This is a genomic window from Chitinophaga sp. LS1 (assembly GCF_034274695.1).
In the GTDB taxonomy this organism is placed as follows: Bacteria; Bacteroidota; Bacteroidia; order Chitinophagales; family Chitinophagaceae; genus Chitinophaga.
Genome location: NZ_CP128362.1, coordinates 6,024,976 through 6,041,996, shown reverse-complemented (window position 1 = coordinate 6,041,996; position 17,021 = coordinate 6,024,976). Strand labels below are relative to the sequence as shown.

Annotated in this window: 11 protein-coding genes; 7 read left to right on the top strand and 4 right to left on the bottom strand. The window is 45.7% G+C overall.

Translation table 11 applies throughout. The features are described 5' to 3' along the window. The first annotated feature begins 5 nt into the window (after positions 1–5). The 4 genes from QQL36_RS24885 to QQL36_RS24870 are packed head-to-tail and all read left to right on the top strand — an operon-like array spanning position 6 to position 6,739. A complete protein-coding gene (locus QQL36_RS24885) occupies positions 6–779 on the top strand; it encodes a hypothetical protein (RefSeq protein ID WP_321567149.1) in 774 nt (257 codons plus the stop codon). Continuing rightward, on the top strand, positions 779–3,148 hold the full coding sequence (locus QQL36_RS24880) for a hypothetical protein (RefSeq protein WP_321567148.1): 2,370 nt from the start codon (positions 779–781) through the stop codon (positions 3,146–3,148). The genes QQL36_RS24885 and QQL36_RS24880 overlap by 1 nt, the downstream gene beginning before the upstream one ends. Beyond that, a complete protein-coding gene (locus QQL36_RS24875) occupies positions 3,132–5,414 on the top strand; it encodes a contractile injection system tape measure protein (protein ID WP_321567147.1) in 2,283 nt (760 codons plus the stop codon). Before QQL36_RS24880 ends, QQL36_RS24875 begins: the two co-directional genes overlap by 17 nt. Then, positions 5,399–6,739 carry an ATP-binding protein gene (locus QQL36_RS24870; RefSeq protein ID WP_083725768.1) on the top strand — a complete coding sequence of 447 codons (1,341 nt, stop codon included), beginning with the start codon at positions 5,399–5,401 and terminating at the stop codon, positions 6,737–6,739. The genes QQL36_RS24875 and QQL36_RS24870 overlap by 16 nt, the downstream gene beginning before the upstream one ends. Before the next feature lie 32 nt (positions 6,740–6,771). Here the strand turns inward: QQL36_RS24870 and QQL36_RS24865 are convergent, their stop codons facing one another. From QQL36_RS24865 to QQL36_RS24855, 3 genes are all read right to left on the bottom strand, one after another. Beyond that, positions 6,772–7,905 carry an efflux RND transporter periplasmic adaptor subunit gene (locus QQL36_RS24865; protein ID WP_083725766.1) on the bottom strand — a complete coding sequence of 378 codons (1,134 nt, stop codon included), beginning with the start codon at positions 7,903–7,905 and terminating at the stop codon, positions 6,772–6,774. A gap of 18 nt (positions 7,906–7,923) precedes the next feature. Then, the gene (locus tag QQL36_RS24860) at positions 7,924–12,261 is read right to left on the bottom strand and encodes a CusA/CzcA family heavy metal efflux RND transporter (RefSeq protein WP_321567146.1); all 4,338 of its coding nucleotides are present in this window, start codon (positions 12,259–12,261) and stop codon (positions 7,924–7,926) included. Positions 12,262–12,334: 73 nt separating this feature from the next. Beyond that, on the bottom strand, positions 12,335–12,715 hold the full coding sequence (locus tag QQL36_RS24855) for a hypothetical protein (protein WP_143708949.1): 381 nt from the start codon (positions 12,713–12,715) through the stop codon (positions 12,335–12,337). A gap of 52 nt (positions 12,716–12,767) precedes the next feature. Here QQL36_RS24855 and QQL36_RS24850 point away from each other — a divergent pair, with 52 nt between their 5' ends. Then, on the top strand, positions 12,768–13,340 hold the full coding sequence (locus QQL36_RS24850; protein WP_321567145.1) for an XRE family transcriptional regulator: 573 nt from the start codon (positions 12,768–12,770) through the stop codon (positions 13,338–13,340). Here QQL36_RS24850 and QQL36_RS24845 read toward each other — a convergent pair. Next, entirely contained in the window at positions 13,311–14,591 is a 1,281-nt protein-coding gene (locus tag QQL36_RS24845; RefSeq protein WP_083725759.1) for a DUF5690 family protein, read from the bottom strand. The genes QQL36_RS24850 and QQL36_RS24845 overlap by 30 nt on opposite strands. Positions 14,592–14,861: 270 nt before the next feature. Here QQL36_RS24845 and QQL36_RS24840 point away from each other — a divergent pair, with 270 nt between their 5' ends. Both QQL36_RS24840 and QQL36_RS24835 read left to right on the top strand, forming a co-directional pair. Next, positions 14,862–16,121 carry an aspartate aminotransferase family protein gene (locus QQL36_RS24840; RefSeq protein WP_321567144.1) on the top strand — a complete coding sequence of 420 codons (1,260 nt, stop codon included), beginning with the start codon at positions 14,862–14,864 and terminating at the stop codon, positions 16,119–16,121. Beyond that, a complete protein-coding gene (locus tag QQL36_RS24835) occupies positions 16,118–17,017 on the top strand; it encodes an alkaline phosphatase family protein (protein WP_083725745.1) in 900 nt (299 codons plus the stop codon). Before QQL36_RS24840 ends, QQL36_RS24835 begins: the two co-directional genes overlap by 4 nt. The last annotated feature ends 4 nt before the right edge of the window (positions 17,018–17,021 follow it).

Sequence of the window (17,021 nt, the reverse complement as noted above, 5' to 3'; positions counted from 1 at the left end):
ACATTATGGCATCTAAAACATTAGGCAGAGAAGAGCTGAAAGAGCATTTTAAAAATGGGAAAATACCTACTGAAACCCATTTTGCCTTCCTGATTGATTCTGCCATCAACAAGCAGGAAGACGGGTTTGCAAAAGATGAAGAAAATGGCTTACAGGTAAAGGCGTTGGGTACTTCTAACAAATTGATCAGCTTTTACCGCAATACAAACGAACAATCGCCATTTTTCATGATGGAAAAAGATGAGCGCACCAGCCCGACCCTGCGCATGCAGGCATTTACCACAGAAACAGAAGAAGTAAAGCGGGATGCGCATAGTGTATTCCTACATTCCAATGGCAGTATGGGGTTGGGAGCACCCTGTGGTGAAAACACCCGATTGCAGGTCAATGGTTTTATTGCCATGGAGGGCCGTGTAGGCAATTATATTTGTGGCACGATACCCGCCAATGGAAAATGGCAGGATATACTAATAGGTCTCAATAATTGCCAGGCGATGGAAGTAATGGCAAGGGTTGGCATAAAGAATACAGGCCGGTTTGCCATCATGCATGCAATCGCTGTGAGTGCCTTTGGTAACGGGCGCAATAGCATTCGCAGTACGGATGCGTACTATGGTTTCTTCTGGAACAGACTTCGCCTGCGATGGAAAGGAAATACAAAGAATTATAGCCTGCAGTTACGCACAAACAGCAACTATGGTAAAGACGTAGAAATTTATTACAGGATCACCCGACTGTGGGATGATGCATCGTTCTTACCTGCTGAATGTTATCACTAATGAACAGTAAGCCTATACAGATCAAAAAGGAGGGGCCCTCTGATTATGAGAGACTGAGAGATGAGGCATTGGTCATGGTGCAAAAGTTATCCGGGCATATATGGACAGACTATAACATTCATGATCCGGGTGTGACCATGCTGGAACAGTTGTGCTTTGCAATGACGGACCTGCGGTACAAAACAGGTTTCCCTATAGAGGAAATTCTGGCCGGCCCCACAGGACATATCGATCCAAAGGCACATGCCTTTTTTAACAAAGGAGAAGTGCTGAGCTCAGGCCCGGTAACCACTACCGATTTCTGTAAACTCCTGCTTGGGCAGGTAGTGGGTGTAGAGCAGGTGTGGATAGAACCCGTGGTTGCGAAGTCTGGCAGTACAATCTGTAAAGGTATCTTCAAAGTATTGGTACAGCCGGATGAGAGCATTACCACCACCGGGCAATACGATCAGCTGAAAGAAGATGTCAAAGGTTGTTTGATGCGGTACCGCAGCCTGGGAGAAAACTTTGAAGAGATTACGATACTGCGTCCCCTCAACATAGCTATTAAGGCTGCAATACTCGTCGATGGCAAACAACACGTCAAGGAAACACTGGCCTATATCTGCAATACAATTGAGCAGACCATTCATCCCCCGGTAAGATTTCTCTCAGAAGCTGAATTGCTCGCAATGGGAAAGACCACGGAAGAAATCTACTCGGGTCCTTTGCTCTCCGGCGGCTTTATTCCTGATGAAGACCTCAAACCATTAAGGATACAGGTAGATCCTGCAGAACTAATCAAAGCCATTTCCAGCCTTGATGGCGTATTGCAGGTGAAGTACCTGTACCTCTCTCTGGATGGTAACAACTTTAGTAACAAACAGGTGCGCATACCATCCGGTTATTTTGCATCCGTTGATATCAGTAACAGTATGAATGATATCAGCATCGTCAGTGACCAGTTTGAACATCATTCGCAGGACGCGCTTTTCTGGAATGTATTCGAGCGGATCAAGGAAATCCGGAAACGACATTATACAGGACAGCAGGTAGCAATGATCGATACTACGCTGCAAAGTACATACAGAGATCTGGGTAAATATTATTCCATACAACATTTTTTCCCTGCTATCTATGGGATAGGACGGGAAGGCATTTCCAAAGATGAAACAGATGCAAGAAAAGCACAGGCGAAGCAATTAAAGGGATATTTGTTGTTTTTTGAGCAGGTACTGGCCAATTACGCGGCGCAGCTGGGCAATATCAGCCATTTCTTTTCCCCTGCGGAGAAATCTACCTACTTTTCCCAATCCCTGGATGACGTTCCGGGTATAGCACAACTATTGGATCCGGGATACCTGGATGCATTGCCACAGACCGGAGAATCGAACGAACGGAAAGAGGCTGTTTTAGACCATTTACTGGCCAGATTTAATCTACCCTTGCTACCATATCCAATTACCCTCTTTCAGCGCTTATATGGAGGCATTAGCACCTTGGAATGGAAAGCAGGATTGCTCAAAAAACTGCCCGATTTGATGTATGCACGTATACAGGCAGAAGCTGGTGGGTATCAGGAAGCCCTGCGGCAATTGTTGTTCATACACCAGGAACAGGGCGAACGACTGACGGCCGTATTTGAGAAATCCCACCTGAGTATTACAAATGATCATCCTTCGGAGGAATTTACGGTGTATATATCCGATGAGATACTGCATGTGGTGAGTGAAATACCACCGGATGAAGAAGGTTATTATTTCGGGCATCAGCCGCTGCATTTACTCAAATATGGAATTGATCCGGTGCATTACAGAATTGTGGAAAACCACGATCATTATCTTGTATTATACAAATCGCCCGGTCAGCGCATCTGGCAGGCAGTAGCCAGACATACCACCCGGGAAGCAGCCCTTGCTGCGCAGATAGCCATGATCCGGCATCTCAAAAACATCAGTATACAATCGGAAGGGTTTTATGTGGTGGAACATACCCTGCTCAAACCTTTGTTTACAGATCCTGTTTATGGATTCAGGGTGAAGAACAGCAAAGGAGAAGTGTTGAAAGAAGCACATCACCTCACCTTCGTGGATAGAGAAAAGGCCCTGGAGGATGTAAGCGGGCATATAGAATTCTTTGTTATGGCCACTCCCTGGCATGTGCTGCCTGAATCCTTTTTTAAGTTTAATATTACCATTGTACTCTCCGCATGGCCGGCCAGGTGCCAGTATGAAGAGTTCAGACGATTCACAGAATCACTGTTCAGGGACCTGACACCTACACAATATAAATTGAAATTCCGCTGGCTGGGCGTAAATGATATGCGGAAATTTGAGGCCGCTTATTTTGATCAGGACAATAAAGATAAAATACTTGACTTTCTCACATAAGATACAGCAGATAGTGATGGATGCGACCTTTACAGAAAGGGAGCTGGCTGGTGAATTGCAGGACAGGATCAGCCGCGTGTTCAATCAAAGTATAGAACCGGCTACGGCCACGTTGTTCAACCAATTGGGCGCGAACGGAGAAAGTGTGTGGATTGAGCGGCTGGAACTGGATCTGGGGGAGCTCGCGTATGACAATTTTGAGCAGCAAATAACGGATCGCATTATCGCAGCACTCCGTGATGCGCTGGAAGGCAAGCTGGAACTGTTGACGCAGGATACCGGCAATTTGTATTTTAAAGATGAAACGGAACGACTATATGCCTTGCTGGAACATTACCTGGTGACAGGTACCTTGCCATGGTGGGCGGATAGTAGCGAAGGCGCATTGCTGGATGAATACATGATCCGGCTGACCACCACTACACCGGATCGCTTTGGCAGGTTTATCATCGGCATTAGTCAGACAGACTATGTACTGCGCCGGATTGTCTACCACTTTTCCAGGCATACGCTGGAAAAGCTGATATCCTTACTGGAACCGGATCAGGCGGAGTTTATCTATGGTTACATTGCCAATGTGCTGATGCTGCAACAACAACGGCCAGCAGTTAAAGCCACGCAGGAAGAATTTGAAAAAATGGTGTGGCTGTTTGTACTTACTTATCTCGTAACAGATAACAGCGGTCAGTTTAACAGGAAGACGTTCATTCGCCGTAACCTGGAACAACTGGCGCATCACTTCAATATCGGCTATATACGATTGCTGTATACCTTCAGACAGGCATTGATCTTTTATAAAAAAGAAATACCGGCAGGCTCACTGGCTGCCCTGATCAGGGAACTGTATGAAGAGAAATTCTCGGATGTATCGCCTACCATTGCGACTACAAGGGAATCAGTGCTGGCGTATTTTTTACTCGTTACATCCGGAGATGTTATGGTTCGGCGTATATTGGATCCCTATGGTCCCAATGTACCGCTCCCTGCATCATGGATCGGGTATGACACCATACCGGATCAATCGGATAGGGAAGAGGTATGGCAACAGGCTGTGTTCCTGATTACCTTATTCTTAAGCGGTGAAGCCCTGCCATATTGGTTTACACAACTGCAACCCGGTTTACAAAATGGGCTCTTGCAACAGGCGATTATATTATTATACCGAAAAAGAGCCGTGTTGTTATTTTCCCTGTGGGAGAAGTCGGTGCGGTTCCCCCAAATCCGACTAAGAATGCACCAGCTGTTTGCCAAACCAGTCAATCCATTGGAAGAGCAGATTCAAAAACACCTGGCAGAATATGTAGAGCGCGATACCATCCGTTATTTGCAGGAGACATTGAATGACCACCAGACGGATAGCTTTATAGAGATCTGGCGCAAAACCACCGATAAAAAACGATTTTACACACAGGTATTGCAGGCGGCACCGGCGATACAACGAATTGCCCATTTACTGAGAGAAGAAGAATTCTGGTTACTATTGGCAGATGCACCCATATTCACGGTGGATATACTGAAGGAAATGCAGGAAGAACTCGTACTGCTGGGTGCCGACAATATTGAAAGGGAACGGATCCGGCATTTATTCAGGGTCTTTAACCTGCAATGGTTGGGAGGGAAATTGATCCTGAAAGATGCGGAGCAATATAAAAAGGCTTTACATGATTTCCTGAAACAGTTTGATGAAAGAGCAACCCGCCGTATATTACAGCCAATAACACCAGAAATTCCAAAGAAGAAGATGGCTACATCAGAACAGGAAGGTATACGTATCAACAATGCAGGATTGGTACTATTGCATCCTTATTTCCATACCTACTTCAACCGGTTGCAATTATTGCAAAATGGTAAATTCGTAGATTCAAAGGCGCAACAAAGGGCTATCCGGTTATTGCAACTACTCGTAGATGGCCGGACCGATCATGCAGAACATGAACTGGTACTAAATAAGATCCTTTGCAATTATCCGCTGGAACAACCATTGACACCAGATATTGAAATTACGCAACTTGAAAAGGAGTTAGCCGTCCAACTCATCAACGCTGCCATTCAGCAATGGGAGAAAATGAGAAACAGTAGTGTAGATAGTTTTCGCGCCAGCTTTCTACAACGTGAAGGATTGGTATGGCAGGCCCAGGACGCCTGGTTTCAAAAAGTGACGCCGCGGGGATACGATATTATTTTACAAACCCTGCCATGGAGTTTTGGTATGATCAAAACTTCCTGGACAGATAAATTCTTTTATACGGAATGGACACCCTGCTGATCAGTTCAAATGCCATCGTTTTACAACAGGAGTTTACGTGGCTCAGAGAGGTACTGGAAGTACGCATGCAGCAATACTTTGAAAAAAGTACTATCTCTTCCCCTGCGCCACCGGCATTACCTTCCGATGATTCAGTGTATGCGCGGATCCTGAAACACTACAATGTCACCATCCCCGAAAGGATCTTATTATTACTCGCACTCGCTCCCCATATCCAACCACAGTTGCTTGATATCTTTTACCTCAGGAATAGCACTTACGATAGAGGGTTTACAGAATTTGGAGGTATCAAAGGCCAGCAACACGGCGGCTTTCTGCCTACCGGAGAAACTGCCGCTTTTGTAATAGCAGGCGATCAGCTGGAACAGCGATTCCTCTTGCAACAATTATTAGGACCCGATCATTTCTTCGCCAAACATAATATCCTGCGTATTCAACCCGCACATGCAGATGAACCATTCTTTAGTGGCGCATTGCAGGTAACGAATGAATACCTCAGTTATTTTACCTTAGGTACACCTCATAAACCTGACTACAGTATACACTTTCCTGCCAAAAGAATTGAAACGGGCCTGGACTGGAACGACCTGGTACTGGATGAACGAACCATGGCCGAAGTCGATGAAATAAGAACCTGGGTTGAATATGGACAGACACTGCTGCAGGACTGGAAAATGAGTAACAAAATCAAACCCGGCTACCGGGCATTGTTTTATGGGCCTCCGGGTACCGGCAAGTCCTTAACAGCCTGCCTGTTGGGTAAGACCTTCGGGCTGGATGTATACCGTATTGACCTATCCATGGTCGTATCAAAATTCATAGGAGAGACTGAGAAAAATCTGGCGGGTGTATTTGATCAGGCCATCAATAAAAACTGGATATTATTCTTTGACGAGGCTGATGCATTGTTTGGGAAGAGAAGCAACACCACCTCTTCAAATGACCGCTATGCAAATCAGGAAGTAGCTTACCTGTTACAAAGGATCGAAGATTTTCCGGGATTGGTGGTACTGGCTACAAACTTAAAAGCAAATATAGACGAAGCTTTTGGTCGCCGCTTTCAGTCGATGATCTATTTTCCTGTACCGGGGCCTGCACAACGTGAACGGCTCTGGCAACAATCATTCCCAGCACATGTGACCATGGAAGACGCTTCTCTGTTATCTGAGGTGGCTAAAAAGTATGAGATGACTGGTGGGGCTATTATCAACGTATCGCGACATAGTTGTCTTGCAGCTTTAAAAAGAGGCGATATATCCATCTTACAAAAAGATATACTGGCAGGGATCAGGAAGGAGTTTGGAAAAGAAGGGAAAACAATTTAGGGACTGGCAGAAAATGCCAGCCCCTGTTTTTATTATTCATCCTCTCCGCTATTCTTCATTTTCATGAGAACAGAATAGGCATTGTCTATCACATATTCTCCTTCAGGTAAAACAGTTTTGATTTCAGTGAAACCATCAGTATGCGCACCTAGTTCTACAGGCACCATGGTATACATATAGCCGGTATCCGCTTTGAACACGTAGTTTTTACCCTGCCACTTTACAATCGCAGCATCCGGTAATGCTTTTACCTGCGCATTGTTCAATGCAATTTCAGCATTCATAAACATACCCGGTACCAGTCGCTTATCGTATTTCTTCAGGTGACAGTGTACTTCTGCAGCATGTGTTTCATCTACACCCTGTGTAATGAAGTGTACTTCCGCCTGATATTTTTCACTGCTGTTATTCGACCAGGCAATCACTTCCTGCCCATGACTGATCTGAGAAATGTCTTTCTCAAATACAGTGAGACTCAGGTGCAGGTCGGCCGGATCCATCAGTTCAAACAACACGTCAGTAGGCGCTACATACTTGCCGGTGTTTACATTCACCTTGCTTACAAATCCACTGATGGGTGCGGGTATGCTGATCTGGCGACTAATGTTTGATGATTGCAGGTTTGCCGGATTGATGTTGATCAGGTGCAGTTTCTCGGAGAGAGAACGTACGATCACCTTCTGGCTTTCATAGTCGCTCTTTACCTGTTGCAATACTTTGTCGCTGTTCGCCTTGGACTGGTTCAGCTCCTGCTGACGGGCAAAATCTGCTTCAAGGAAGGTCAGCTTGTTTTTGGCCACAAGGTAATCTTCCTGTAACTGTACATACTGCGGATCTTCCAGCACTGCCAATACCTGTCCTTTCTTTACCTGCATCCCCGGCAGCAGGTTCATGGTCTTCAGATACCCACCCAGTGGGATGCTGATAGAGACGAGGTTTTGAGGAGGTACGTCGATCACACCGTTCACCCTCAGTGAGGTATGCATCTTTTTCAGTTCAGGCTTCCCGGTGATGACACCTGCATTCTTGACCTGTATAGCTGACAATTGTACGATATTGCTGCTATCTACAGCATTCGTTTTGGTCGTTTCCTTATTACCGGATGAAGAGTGACAGCCGGTCATGATGATCAGTGAGCTTGCAAGAACGTTTAATATATCCCGCATGTTGAGTATTTAAATAAGTTAGTTAATTCCGCTGATTTTCTCGATGTCAAAAGCGGCATCGTTTGTTTCTATGATCAGATTATAATAGTTGCTCCGTGTTTCGATGGCCTGATTGATCAGGATCGTCCATTCGAGGTAACTGCTTTCGCCACTATACAATCGTTTGTTGGCACCTTCGATCAGGATACCGGCATTGGGCAATTGGATAGAAATATATGATGCTAACAGCTCCTGGTATCGGTAATAGCTGGTCAATGCCCGGTTCAGTTCCTGATCCAGCTGCTGTTTATTAGCCGCCATTTCCTGCTGCTGCTGTTGAATGAGGATATTACCTGCTTTTATACGCGCACGCTGTGCACCACCGAAGATAGGAATGCCTACACCTGCACTGACTGCGGAGAAGCGCGTGCCGCCACCGTAATACCTGTCAGTTCCTGTTACATTCTGGTAGCCGATAATGCTGCTATTTGCATAACCTATATTAATAGAAGGCAGCATTCTGCTCTTTTCCAGTTTGTATTCGGCACTGGTCGCATCCAGGTGTCGTTGTTGCAATTGCAGGATAGGGGAGTTGTTCAGACTATTGCTGTCCGGCAGTGCTGCCGGGTGGTATACCAGGGTATCACTCGCTGGAACCACAGGCGTTGTGCTGTTTAGCAACACACCAAACAATTGTAATGCGGCATTATAGTCTGTTTGCAGGATGGCCAGTTGCGAGGCGATCTGTAAGCGCTGGTTTTCTGCCGTCGCTTTTTCCAGTGCATCGGTATCACCGGTTTTGAGTCGCAAGGTCGCTTTGGCTACAAAGGCTGCATAGATGCTATCCGCGTTTTGAAGCAGTCGTTGTTTTTCCTGTAATACCAGCAGGAGGTAGAAAGTAGATTTCACCTTTGCCTTCAGCTCATTCTCTGAGTTACGGGTACTGGCCTGACTGATTTGCCATTGTGCAATACCCAGATCACGCTGGCGCTTGTAGACAGTAGGAAAATCAATTCCCTGAGAGATGGTGAACCTGTTATCATTCGCCATACTGTTGATATGTCCATATTCCGCACCAATTTGTGTCTTCTCAGGATTGAAACTGCTCTTGCGCAACATGGCATAATAATCTTCCCCAGATTTCGCTGCTTTGATATGCAGGTTATTTTTTACCGCCAGATCCAGTGATTCCTGCAAGCCGACCTTTTGTTGCGCATTCATAGCTGTTCCAACCAACAAAAGTATGCCCACAGCAACCCCTTTTTTATAAAAGCGGAATCCTTTTTCAAAAAGGATGTATAATACGGGTAATACAAAAAGCGTCAACATCGTAGATATGATCAAACCACCGATCACCACGGTGGCCAGTGGTTTCTGTACTTCTGCACCAGCACCTGCACTGACAGCCATTGGAATAAAGCCCAGTGATGGAACCAATGCCGTCATCAATACCGCACGCAGTTTGGACTTGGTTGCATGGATCACAATGCGGCGTACATCATGCCAGCCTTCACTCTTCAACCTGTTAAATTCATTCACCAGCAGGATACCATTCAATACTGCCACGCCAAAGAGCGCAATAAAACCTACGCCGGCAGAGATACTAAACGGCATGTCACGTATCCATAAAGCGAAGATGCCCCCGATAGCAGACAATGGGATCGCTGTATAAATGAGCAAACCCTGTTTCACAGACTGGAAAGCGAAATATAATAACAGGAAGATCAGCAATAACGCGATCGGCACTACGATAGATAAACGCTGTTTGGCATTTGTCAGGTTATCGAAAGCGCCGCCGTATACAATAGAGTATCCCAAAGGCAATTTCACCTCCACAGCTACCTTCTGTTGCAGCTCCTGTACAATGGTCTGTACATCACGACCATTTACGTTGAAACCGACAATTATACGACGGCGGGTATTTTCACGCTGAATCTGGTTCGGTCCTTCGATCTCTTTAATTTCCGCCACCTGATATAGTGGTATCTGCATACCATTGGCAGCAGGCACCAGCAGGTTTTCTACATCAGAGATGTTCTGTCTCGCTTCACCAGCTAACCGGACTACCATGTCAAATCGCTTCTCGCCCTCATAAACCACACCCGCACGCTGACCTGCAAAGGCCGTATTCACCACCCTGTTAATGTCGCTAACATTAAGGCCATAGCGGGCCATGGCATCGCGGTTGTAATTGATCACGATCTGTGGCATACCGGTTACGCTCTCAACATAAAGATTCACCGCGCCTTTCACGGTGTGGATGACCTCTCCCAGTTTGTTCGCATAGAATGCGAGTGAGTCAAGATCTTCACCAAAGATCTTACACACCACATCCTGACGGGCACCTGTCATCAATTCATTGAAACGCATCTGTACAGGAAACTGAAAACCAACACTGAGACCCGGTACCACAGAGAGCGCTTCTGTCATTTTCTGAGACAATTCCGGGAAGGTCTTTGCAGAGGTCCATGCCTTTTTATCTTTCAGGATCACCATCATATCCGCAGCTTCCAGCGGCATCGGGTCTGTAGGAATTTCCGCACTACCTATTTTCGTCACGACCTTTTCTACTTCGGGGAATTCTTTCAATAAGATACCAGAGGCCTGCTGCGTGGCTTTGATAGTCGTTTTCAGGTTACTACCAGTAAGCAGGCGGGTTTCTACGGCAAAGTCACCTTCTTCCAGTTGTGGGATAAACTCACCCCCCATTTGTCCGAGTATGATCACTGCTGCTGCCATCAATACCACGCAACCTGCAATAATAGTCTTTGGGAAGTTCATTACACGTCCCAACAACGGTTGATAGAACCGTTCCAGGCGTACCATCATTTTATCGGCCATTGAGGCCTTATGAGAAAGCTTTTTATTCAGACACAGGGCGCTCATCATCGGTACATATGTGATGGAAAGCAGGAATGCTCCCAATATGGCAAATGCCACGGTAAATGCCATTGGTTTAAACATCTTACCTTCAATTCCCTGCAAAGACAGGATCGGAATATATACAATGAGGATGATGATCTGACTGAATACTGCGGAGCGGATCATCGTTCCCGTGCTTTTATTCACCTCCGTATCCATCTGCTCCTGTGTAATCTTCGACAACTTAGAATGCGAGAACCGATGCAAAATTGCTTCCACTACGATCACGGTACCGTCTACGATCAGACCAAAATCAATCGCACCAAGGCTCATCAGGTTACCGCCTACACCAAACTTGTTCATCAGGATAATGGCGAACAACATGGAGAGGGGAATTACGGAAGATACTATCAGCCCCGCCCTGATATTACCCAAAAAGAACACCAGCACGAATACCACAATGAGTGCACCTTCCATCAGGTTGTGCTCAACAGTCTGAATAGCATTGTTCACCATTTTGGTACGATCCAGGAAAGGCTCTATGACCACGCCCTCCGGCAATGCTTTTTGTATTTCTGCTACCTTTTCTTTCACTCTTTTGATCACCGCAGAGGAGTTTTCGCCTTTCAGCATCATCACGACCGCACCGGCGACCTCGCCTTCTTTATTAAAACACATAGCGCCATAGCGGGTGGCAGCGCCAAGGTGTACTTCTGCCACATCACGGATAAGCAGGGGTACACCGTTGGTGAGATTCTTTACAACAATCTTTTCAATATCTGCAAGACTACCTGTCAGCCCTTCGCTTCGGATATAAAGTACGGTAGGACCTTTTTCAATATAAGCACCACCGGTATTCTCGTTATTCTTTTCCAGTGCGTTAAATACATCGGCGATGCTAATGCCGTAAGCTTTGAGTTGTTCTGGCCGTACGGCGATCTCGTATTGCTTCAGTTCACCCCCAAAACTACTTACGTCTGCCACACCGGGTGTACCGAGCAGGAGACGGCGCACCGTCCAGTCCTGCAGGGTACGAAGGTCCATAGGGGTGTATTTACCTTCATAACCCTTTTTGGGCCTTACTACGTACTGGTAGATCTCACCAAGCCCGGTAGTCACAGGTGCCATTTCAGGCTTTCCGATGCCATCAGGAATAGCATCCTGTACCTGTGCCAGTCGCTCGGCGATCTGTTGGCGAGCCCAATAAATGTCGGTTCCATCGTCGAAAACGACAGTAACGAGCGACAGCCCAAAGCGGGAAAAGCTTCTGAGTTGTTTCAGACCCGGTATATTACTACAGGATTGTTCAATCGGGAAGGTAATGAGTCGCTCTACATCCGGGGCTCCGAGAGCAGGAGATACAGTAAGTACCTGCACCTGATTATCCGTAATATCGGGAACTGCATCGATGGGTAAACGGGTGACTTCAAAAGTGCCCCAGCCGATAAGGGCTATTACAAATAGCCCAATGATCAGCTTATTCTTTACAGAAAAGCTAATTATTTTATTTAGCATAATATATCAGATTCGATCAAATAGAAATTTCAGGAAGGGTGCCTTCCTTAGCTAAGAAATATGTAAGAAGAGGTTATGCACGTGGAGGACGGAAAAGGGCACTGGTAGCAGGATTAGGAAGACGATCGTCGTCCAGCTCCGGATATTTTATAGTGATATTGGTTACCGCCTGTACTTTGAGATTTGTAATTTTGGCAAATGGTATGAATACCTGATGAACGGTTGTGGTACTTACTTTTTTGAAGGGTAACTGGTTGTCGCGTTCCTGGTCACCGTCATTGACATCCTCACCCAAATAGTGCATGGAAAGAAACTCCACCACGCTCAGATTTCCATCTTGTGCGCGATGCTCAATATAGTGCATCACCAGTACCGGTAGCTTCATGAGCTGATCAAAGGAGAGGGTATGCAGCGTAAAGAGACCCATTAATATGTATAGGCGTAATTTTCCCACGACAGAGCAAAGATAAAAATTCTATCTTTACTCCGAAGCCTTATCTTATATTATGCAGGAAGATATACTGATACAAATCGGAAACAAGATTAAAGAGATTCGTAAAGCTAAAGGGATCACTGTGCAGGAGCTGGCCAGCAAGGCCGAAGTGAGCAAGGGTCTTATTTCACAGATCGAGAATAACCGTACTATTCCTTCTCTGCTGGTATTGATGAATATTATTACTTCGCTGGACCTGGACCTGAATGAATTTTTCAAGGGCATCGAGCAACAGGCGACCGCATCGCATGTGATTGTTAAGCGGAGCGAAGACTACTATGAATTCGAAAAAGAAAAGACAAAAGGGTTTAAATATAAGCGCATTATGACGCGCAACCTGAAGAACTTCCCGGTAGATATTGTGATGCTGGAACTGAAGCCAGGCGCGAAAAGAACCAATATGGTGAAGACGGAGGCCTATGAATATAAATATATTGTACAGGGCACCGTCGAGTACCTGATCAACAATGAGAAACATACCTTATATGCTGGTGATTCCATCTTTTTTGATGGCAGACAGGGGCATCGCCCAGCCAATATCGGGGAGGATACTGCCTTAATCCTGGTAGCTTATTTCTTTATTTAACAAGAGTTTTTTAAAAAACAACATTCCCGTAATCAAGAGCACCCCTCCACCTATCGTCATGATGCAACTAAACTGGGCCATTGTATCTGACCACTTCACTGTTTTAGCAAAGAATTCTTTATAGAAGAGTATTCCTACACTGCCGAGATAGCCAAGGGCGTCGCAGAGGTATACAAAATAGCCGGCATTGGCACGGATGTGAAACAGCGCAATCATCCTTTCAAAAAGAGCGACCTGAACGGGCACATATGCTAAGAATAGTCCTATGCCCAACCATAACATCCAGTTAAATCCAGAGATGAGGTGTACATGATATAATAAAGTACTAATACCTCCCATACCAATACCAGCAATGATTACACCCATAGTTACATGAAAAGCTTTTTCATTATTCTTTATTAAACTGAGTGCGCCAACCGCAACCAGCACAAAAATGCTGCAGAGTACTTCGGTTTGGGCAAGGACAGCTTTGTTCCAGTGTGCGTCAAGTTCATTCCAGATCTCTACAGAGAAGTTATCCCTGAAATCGCGCATGGTAGCAAGCATACAGTAGACGATCATAATACAGGCAATACCCGGCCCATATTGGCGAAGCACATTTGTTTTGTCTGCCTGCGTCATGGGTGGTCGTTCTGCCCGTAGTGCTTTATCTGCTTCGGAAGGAGCAGGAATGACAGAAAGCATCCACACAAAAAAGCAGAAGAAAGGAAATGCGATGGCGCCAATAGTAAATGGAAGCCAGAATTCAGAGATACCTGGAAAGAGACTATGGACTTCCAGGTAGGTAGTTTTTAAAATACCGCTTGCCGCGATAATACTGATGCTGAGACCAATAGATAGGACTTCAGTGTATTTACGCCCTTCAAGAAAACTGAAAACTACGCCCCAGATCATACCCAATGGGAGACCGTTAAAAAACAGGAAAATGAAATTATAGGGATAAGGTACCAGACCAAAAAATAACAGCGCAATAGCTGAAAACCCGACCAACCCGATAATGAGTTTTACCCTCGCTGCCGGCCGCAGTTCAGAAATGACTTTGATACCTATGAATTTGGAAGTCATATAACCCAGTACCTGAGAAATGATCAGGATGGATTTGTACCCCATCCCAAATAGTGTGTATTCGGAATATAGACCTGTAGACATCGGTTTACGAAAAGCATACATACAAAAGTAAGTGCCAAAAGAAGCGATCAGGCACCAGATGGTAAACCAGGGGCCGGAAGCATTTTTAAGTAAACGATGCATTAGTGAGAAAGTTTAATATTTGTAAATATATTTTACAAAAGTTGCGATTAGGTTAAGCCAACATTAATTAAAAATTAAGTCTTTTATACCTGTCAGCCTCCAACCACAGGCAAAACGCCCTCCACGACTAATTTTCGGGTTTTGCCGCAGCCGAAATCCGAAAATTCTCAATTGTTTAGTATTAGTAAATTAAACCACATCCCTTATTTTTACTATTACTTAACAATTTGTTAAGCCCAACTAAACTATTTCTTTTAGATATTTGCCAATATGCAACCGCAATTTTCATCAAAAGAAGGGGATATAAACCTATCCGAAAGTCGCCAACAATGGTTGAACCGGCACACAGACGCCGCCACAACTGCATTACTGGCTGCAGATGCAAAAGTATTCCTGCACCAATCACTCTCTACCCCCTGCATGGACGTACTATCCGGCGCAGCCGGTATATACATCATCAACCACCAGGGCAAAAAATACATGGACTTCCATGGTAACAGCGTCCACCAACTCGGTTACCAGAATAAATACATCACGGACAGGGTGAAAGCGCAGATGGATACCCTCGCTTTTTCTCCCAGAAGGTTTACCAACCAACCAGCTATCCGGCTGGCGGAAAGACTGACTACAGGAGAACTAAGCAGGGTATTATTTGCGCCGGGTGGCACCTCTGCCATCGGAATGGCATTGAAACTCGCCCGCGTGGTTACAGGAAAATACAAGACCATCTCTATGTACGATTCCTTCCACGGCGCCTCCATGGATAGCATCTCCGTAGGTGGGGAATACCAGTTTCACCAGGATATCGGCCCCCTCTTACCCGGTAATATCCATGTTCCACCACCAGATACACAACGTGGCATCTGGAAAGATGAAATGGCTTATGTAGACTACATAGAATATGTCATCGAAAAAGAAGGCGATATTGGCGCATTGGTAGCCGAAACCATTCGCAGCACAGACGTCATCATTCCATCAACTCAATACTGGAAAAGACTGAGAGAGATATGTACCCGCCATGGTGTGCTGCTGATACTGGATGAAATCCCTATCTGCATGGGTCGTACCGGCACCCTCTACGCCTGGCAGCAATACGACATCGTACCAGACATTGTTGTATTAGGCAAAGGATTGGGCGCCGGACTGGTGCCTATGGCTGCTATGCTCTGTAAAGAAGAATTTAATAAAGCGGCACATATATCATTGGGGCATTATACCCATGAAAAGAACCCATTAGGTGCTGCCGCCGCTCTGGCTGCACTGGACTACATGGAAGAATATAAGGTATTAGATCACGTAATGGAAATGGAAGCACATATCCGTTCCCGCTTGAAAAGTTATTCTACACGAGGCAAAGGAATGCTCTGGGCAATAGAAGCGGACAATGCAGAGCAGGCATTGTACCGCTGCCTGGAGCAGGGACTGAGTTTCAAAGTATCCAGCGGCAGGGTATTATCGCTATACCCGCCCCTGATTACGACCAAAGAAGAAATGGACCATGCACTGGACATCATAATCAACGCTATATGAAAAAACTTTTGACAGGTTGTATCTTATTATTACCAGCCTTCCTGAAAGCACAGGAGAAACTGCCTAAAGGTATCGAACACGTCATCATCATCGGGGTAGACGGCATGAGCCCTGATGGGATCAAACAGGCAAAAACACCTGTGATGCATAACCTCATCGCCCACGGCGCCGTAAAGTGGAATGTGAGGACTGTACTACCCAGCAGCAGTAGTCCCAACTGGGCAAGCATGATCATGGGTGCAGGCCCGGAACAACATGGCATCACGGACAATGACTGGCAACGCGACAAACATTCCCTGCCACCGGTAGTAGCTAATGAAGAAGGTATCTTCCCTACAATTTTTGGCGTACTTCACCAGCAATATCCCAAAGCCAATATCGGCGCGGTATACCACTGGGATGATTTTGGCCGCCTGTTCGAAAAGAAAGCCGTCAATCATGACCGCCATTTCAATACAGAAGACTCCACCGCTATTGATTTTATTCAATATATACGTGCAGAGAAACCGCTCTTTGCCTTTGTGCACTTCGATCACGTAGACCATGCAGGTCATGAATATGGCCATGGTTCACCATTATACTACCAGGCAGTCGCCAAAACCGATTCACTCATTGGCCGCATCATGGAAAGCATCCCACCAAACTCACTGGTGATCATCACTGCAGACCATGGTGGTAAAGGCAAAAGTCATGGCGGCGCCACACCTGAAGAAGCAGAAATTGCCATGATCTTTTCAGGCAAAGATGTAAAACCCGGTTATGTGATCACACAGCCTGTATATACATATGACCTGGCTGCCACCATTGCATTTGCCCTGCATGCCAGACAACCTTATGCCTGGATAGGCCGCCCTGTAAAGAGCGCCTTTGAAGGATTTTCCGAACCACAAAACTAATCAC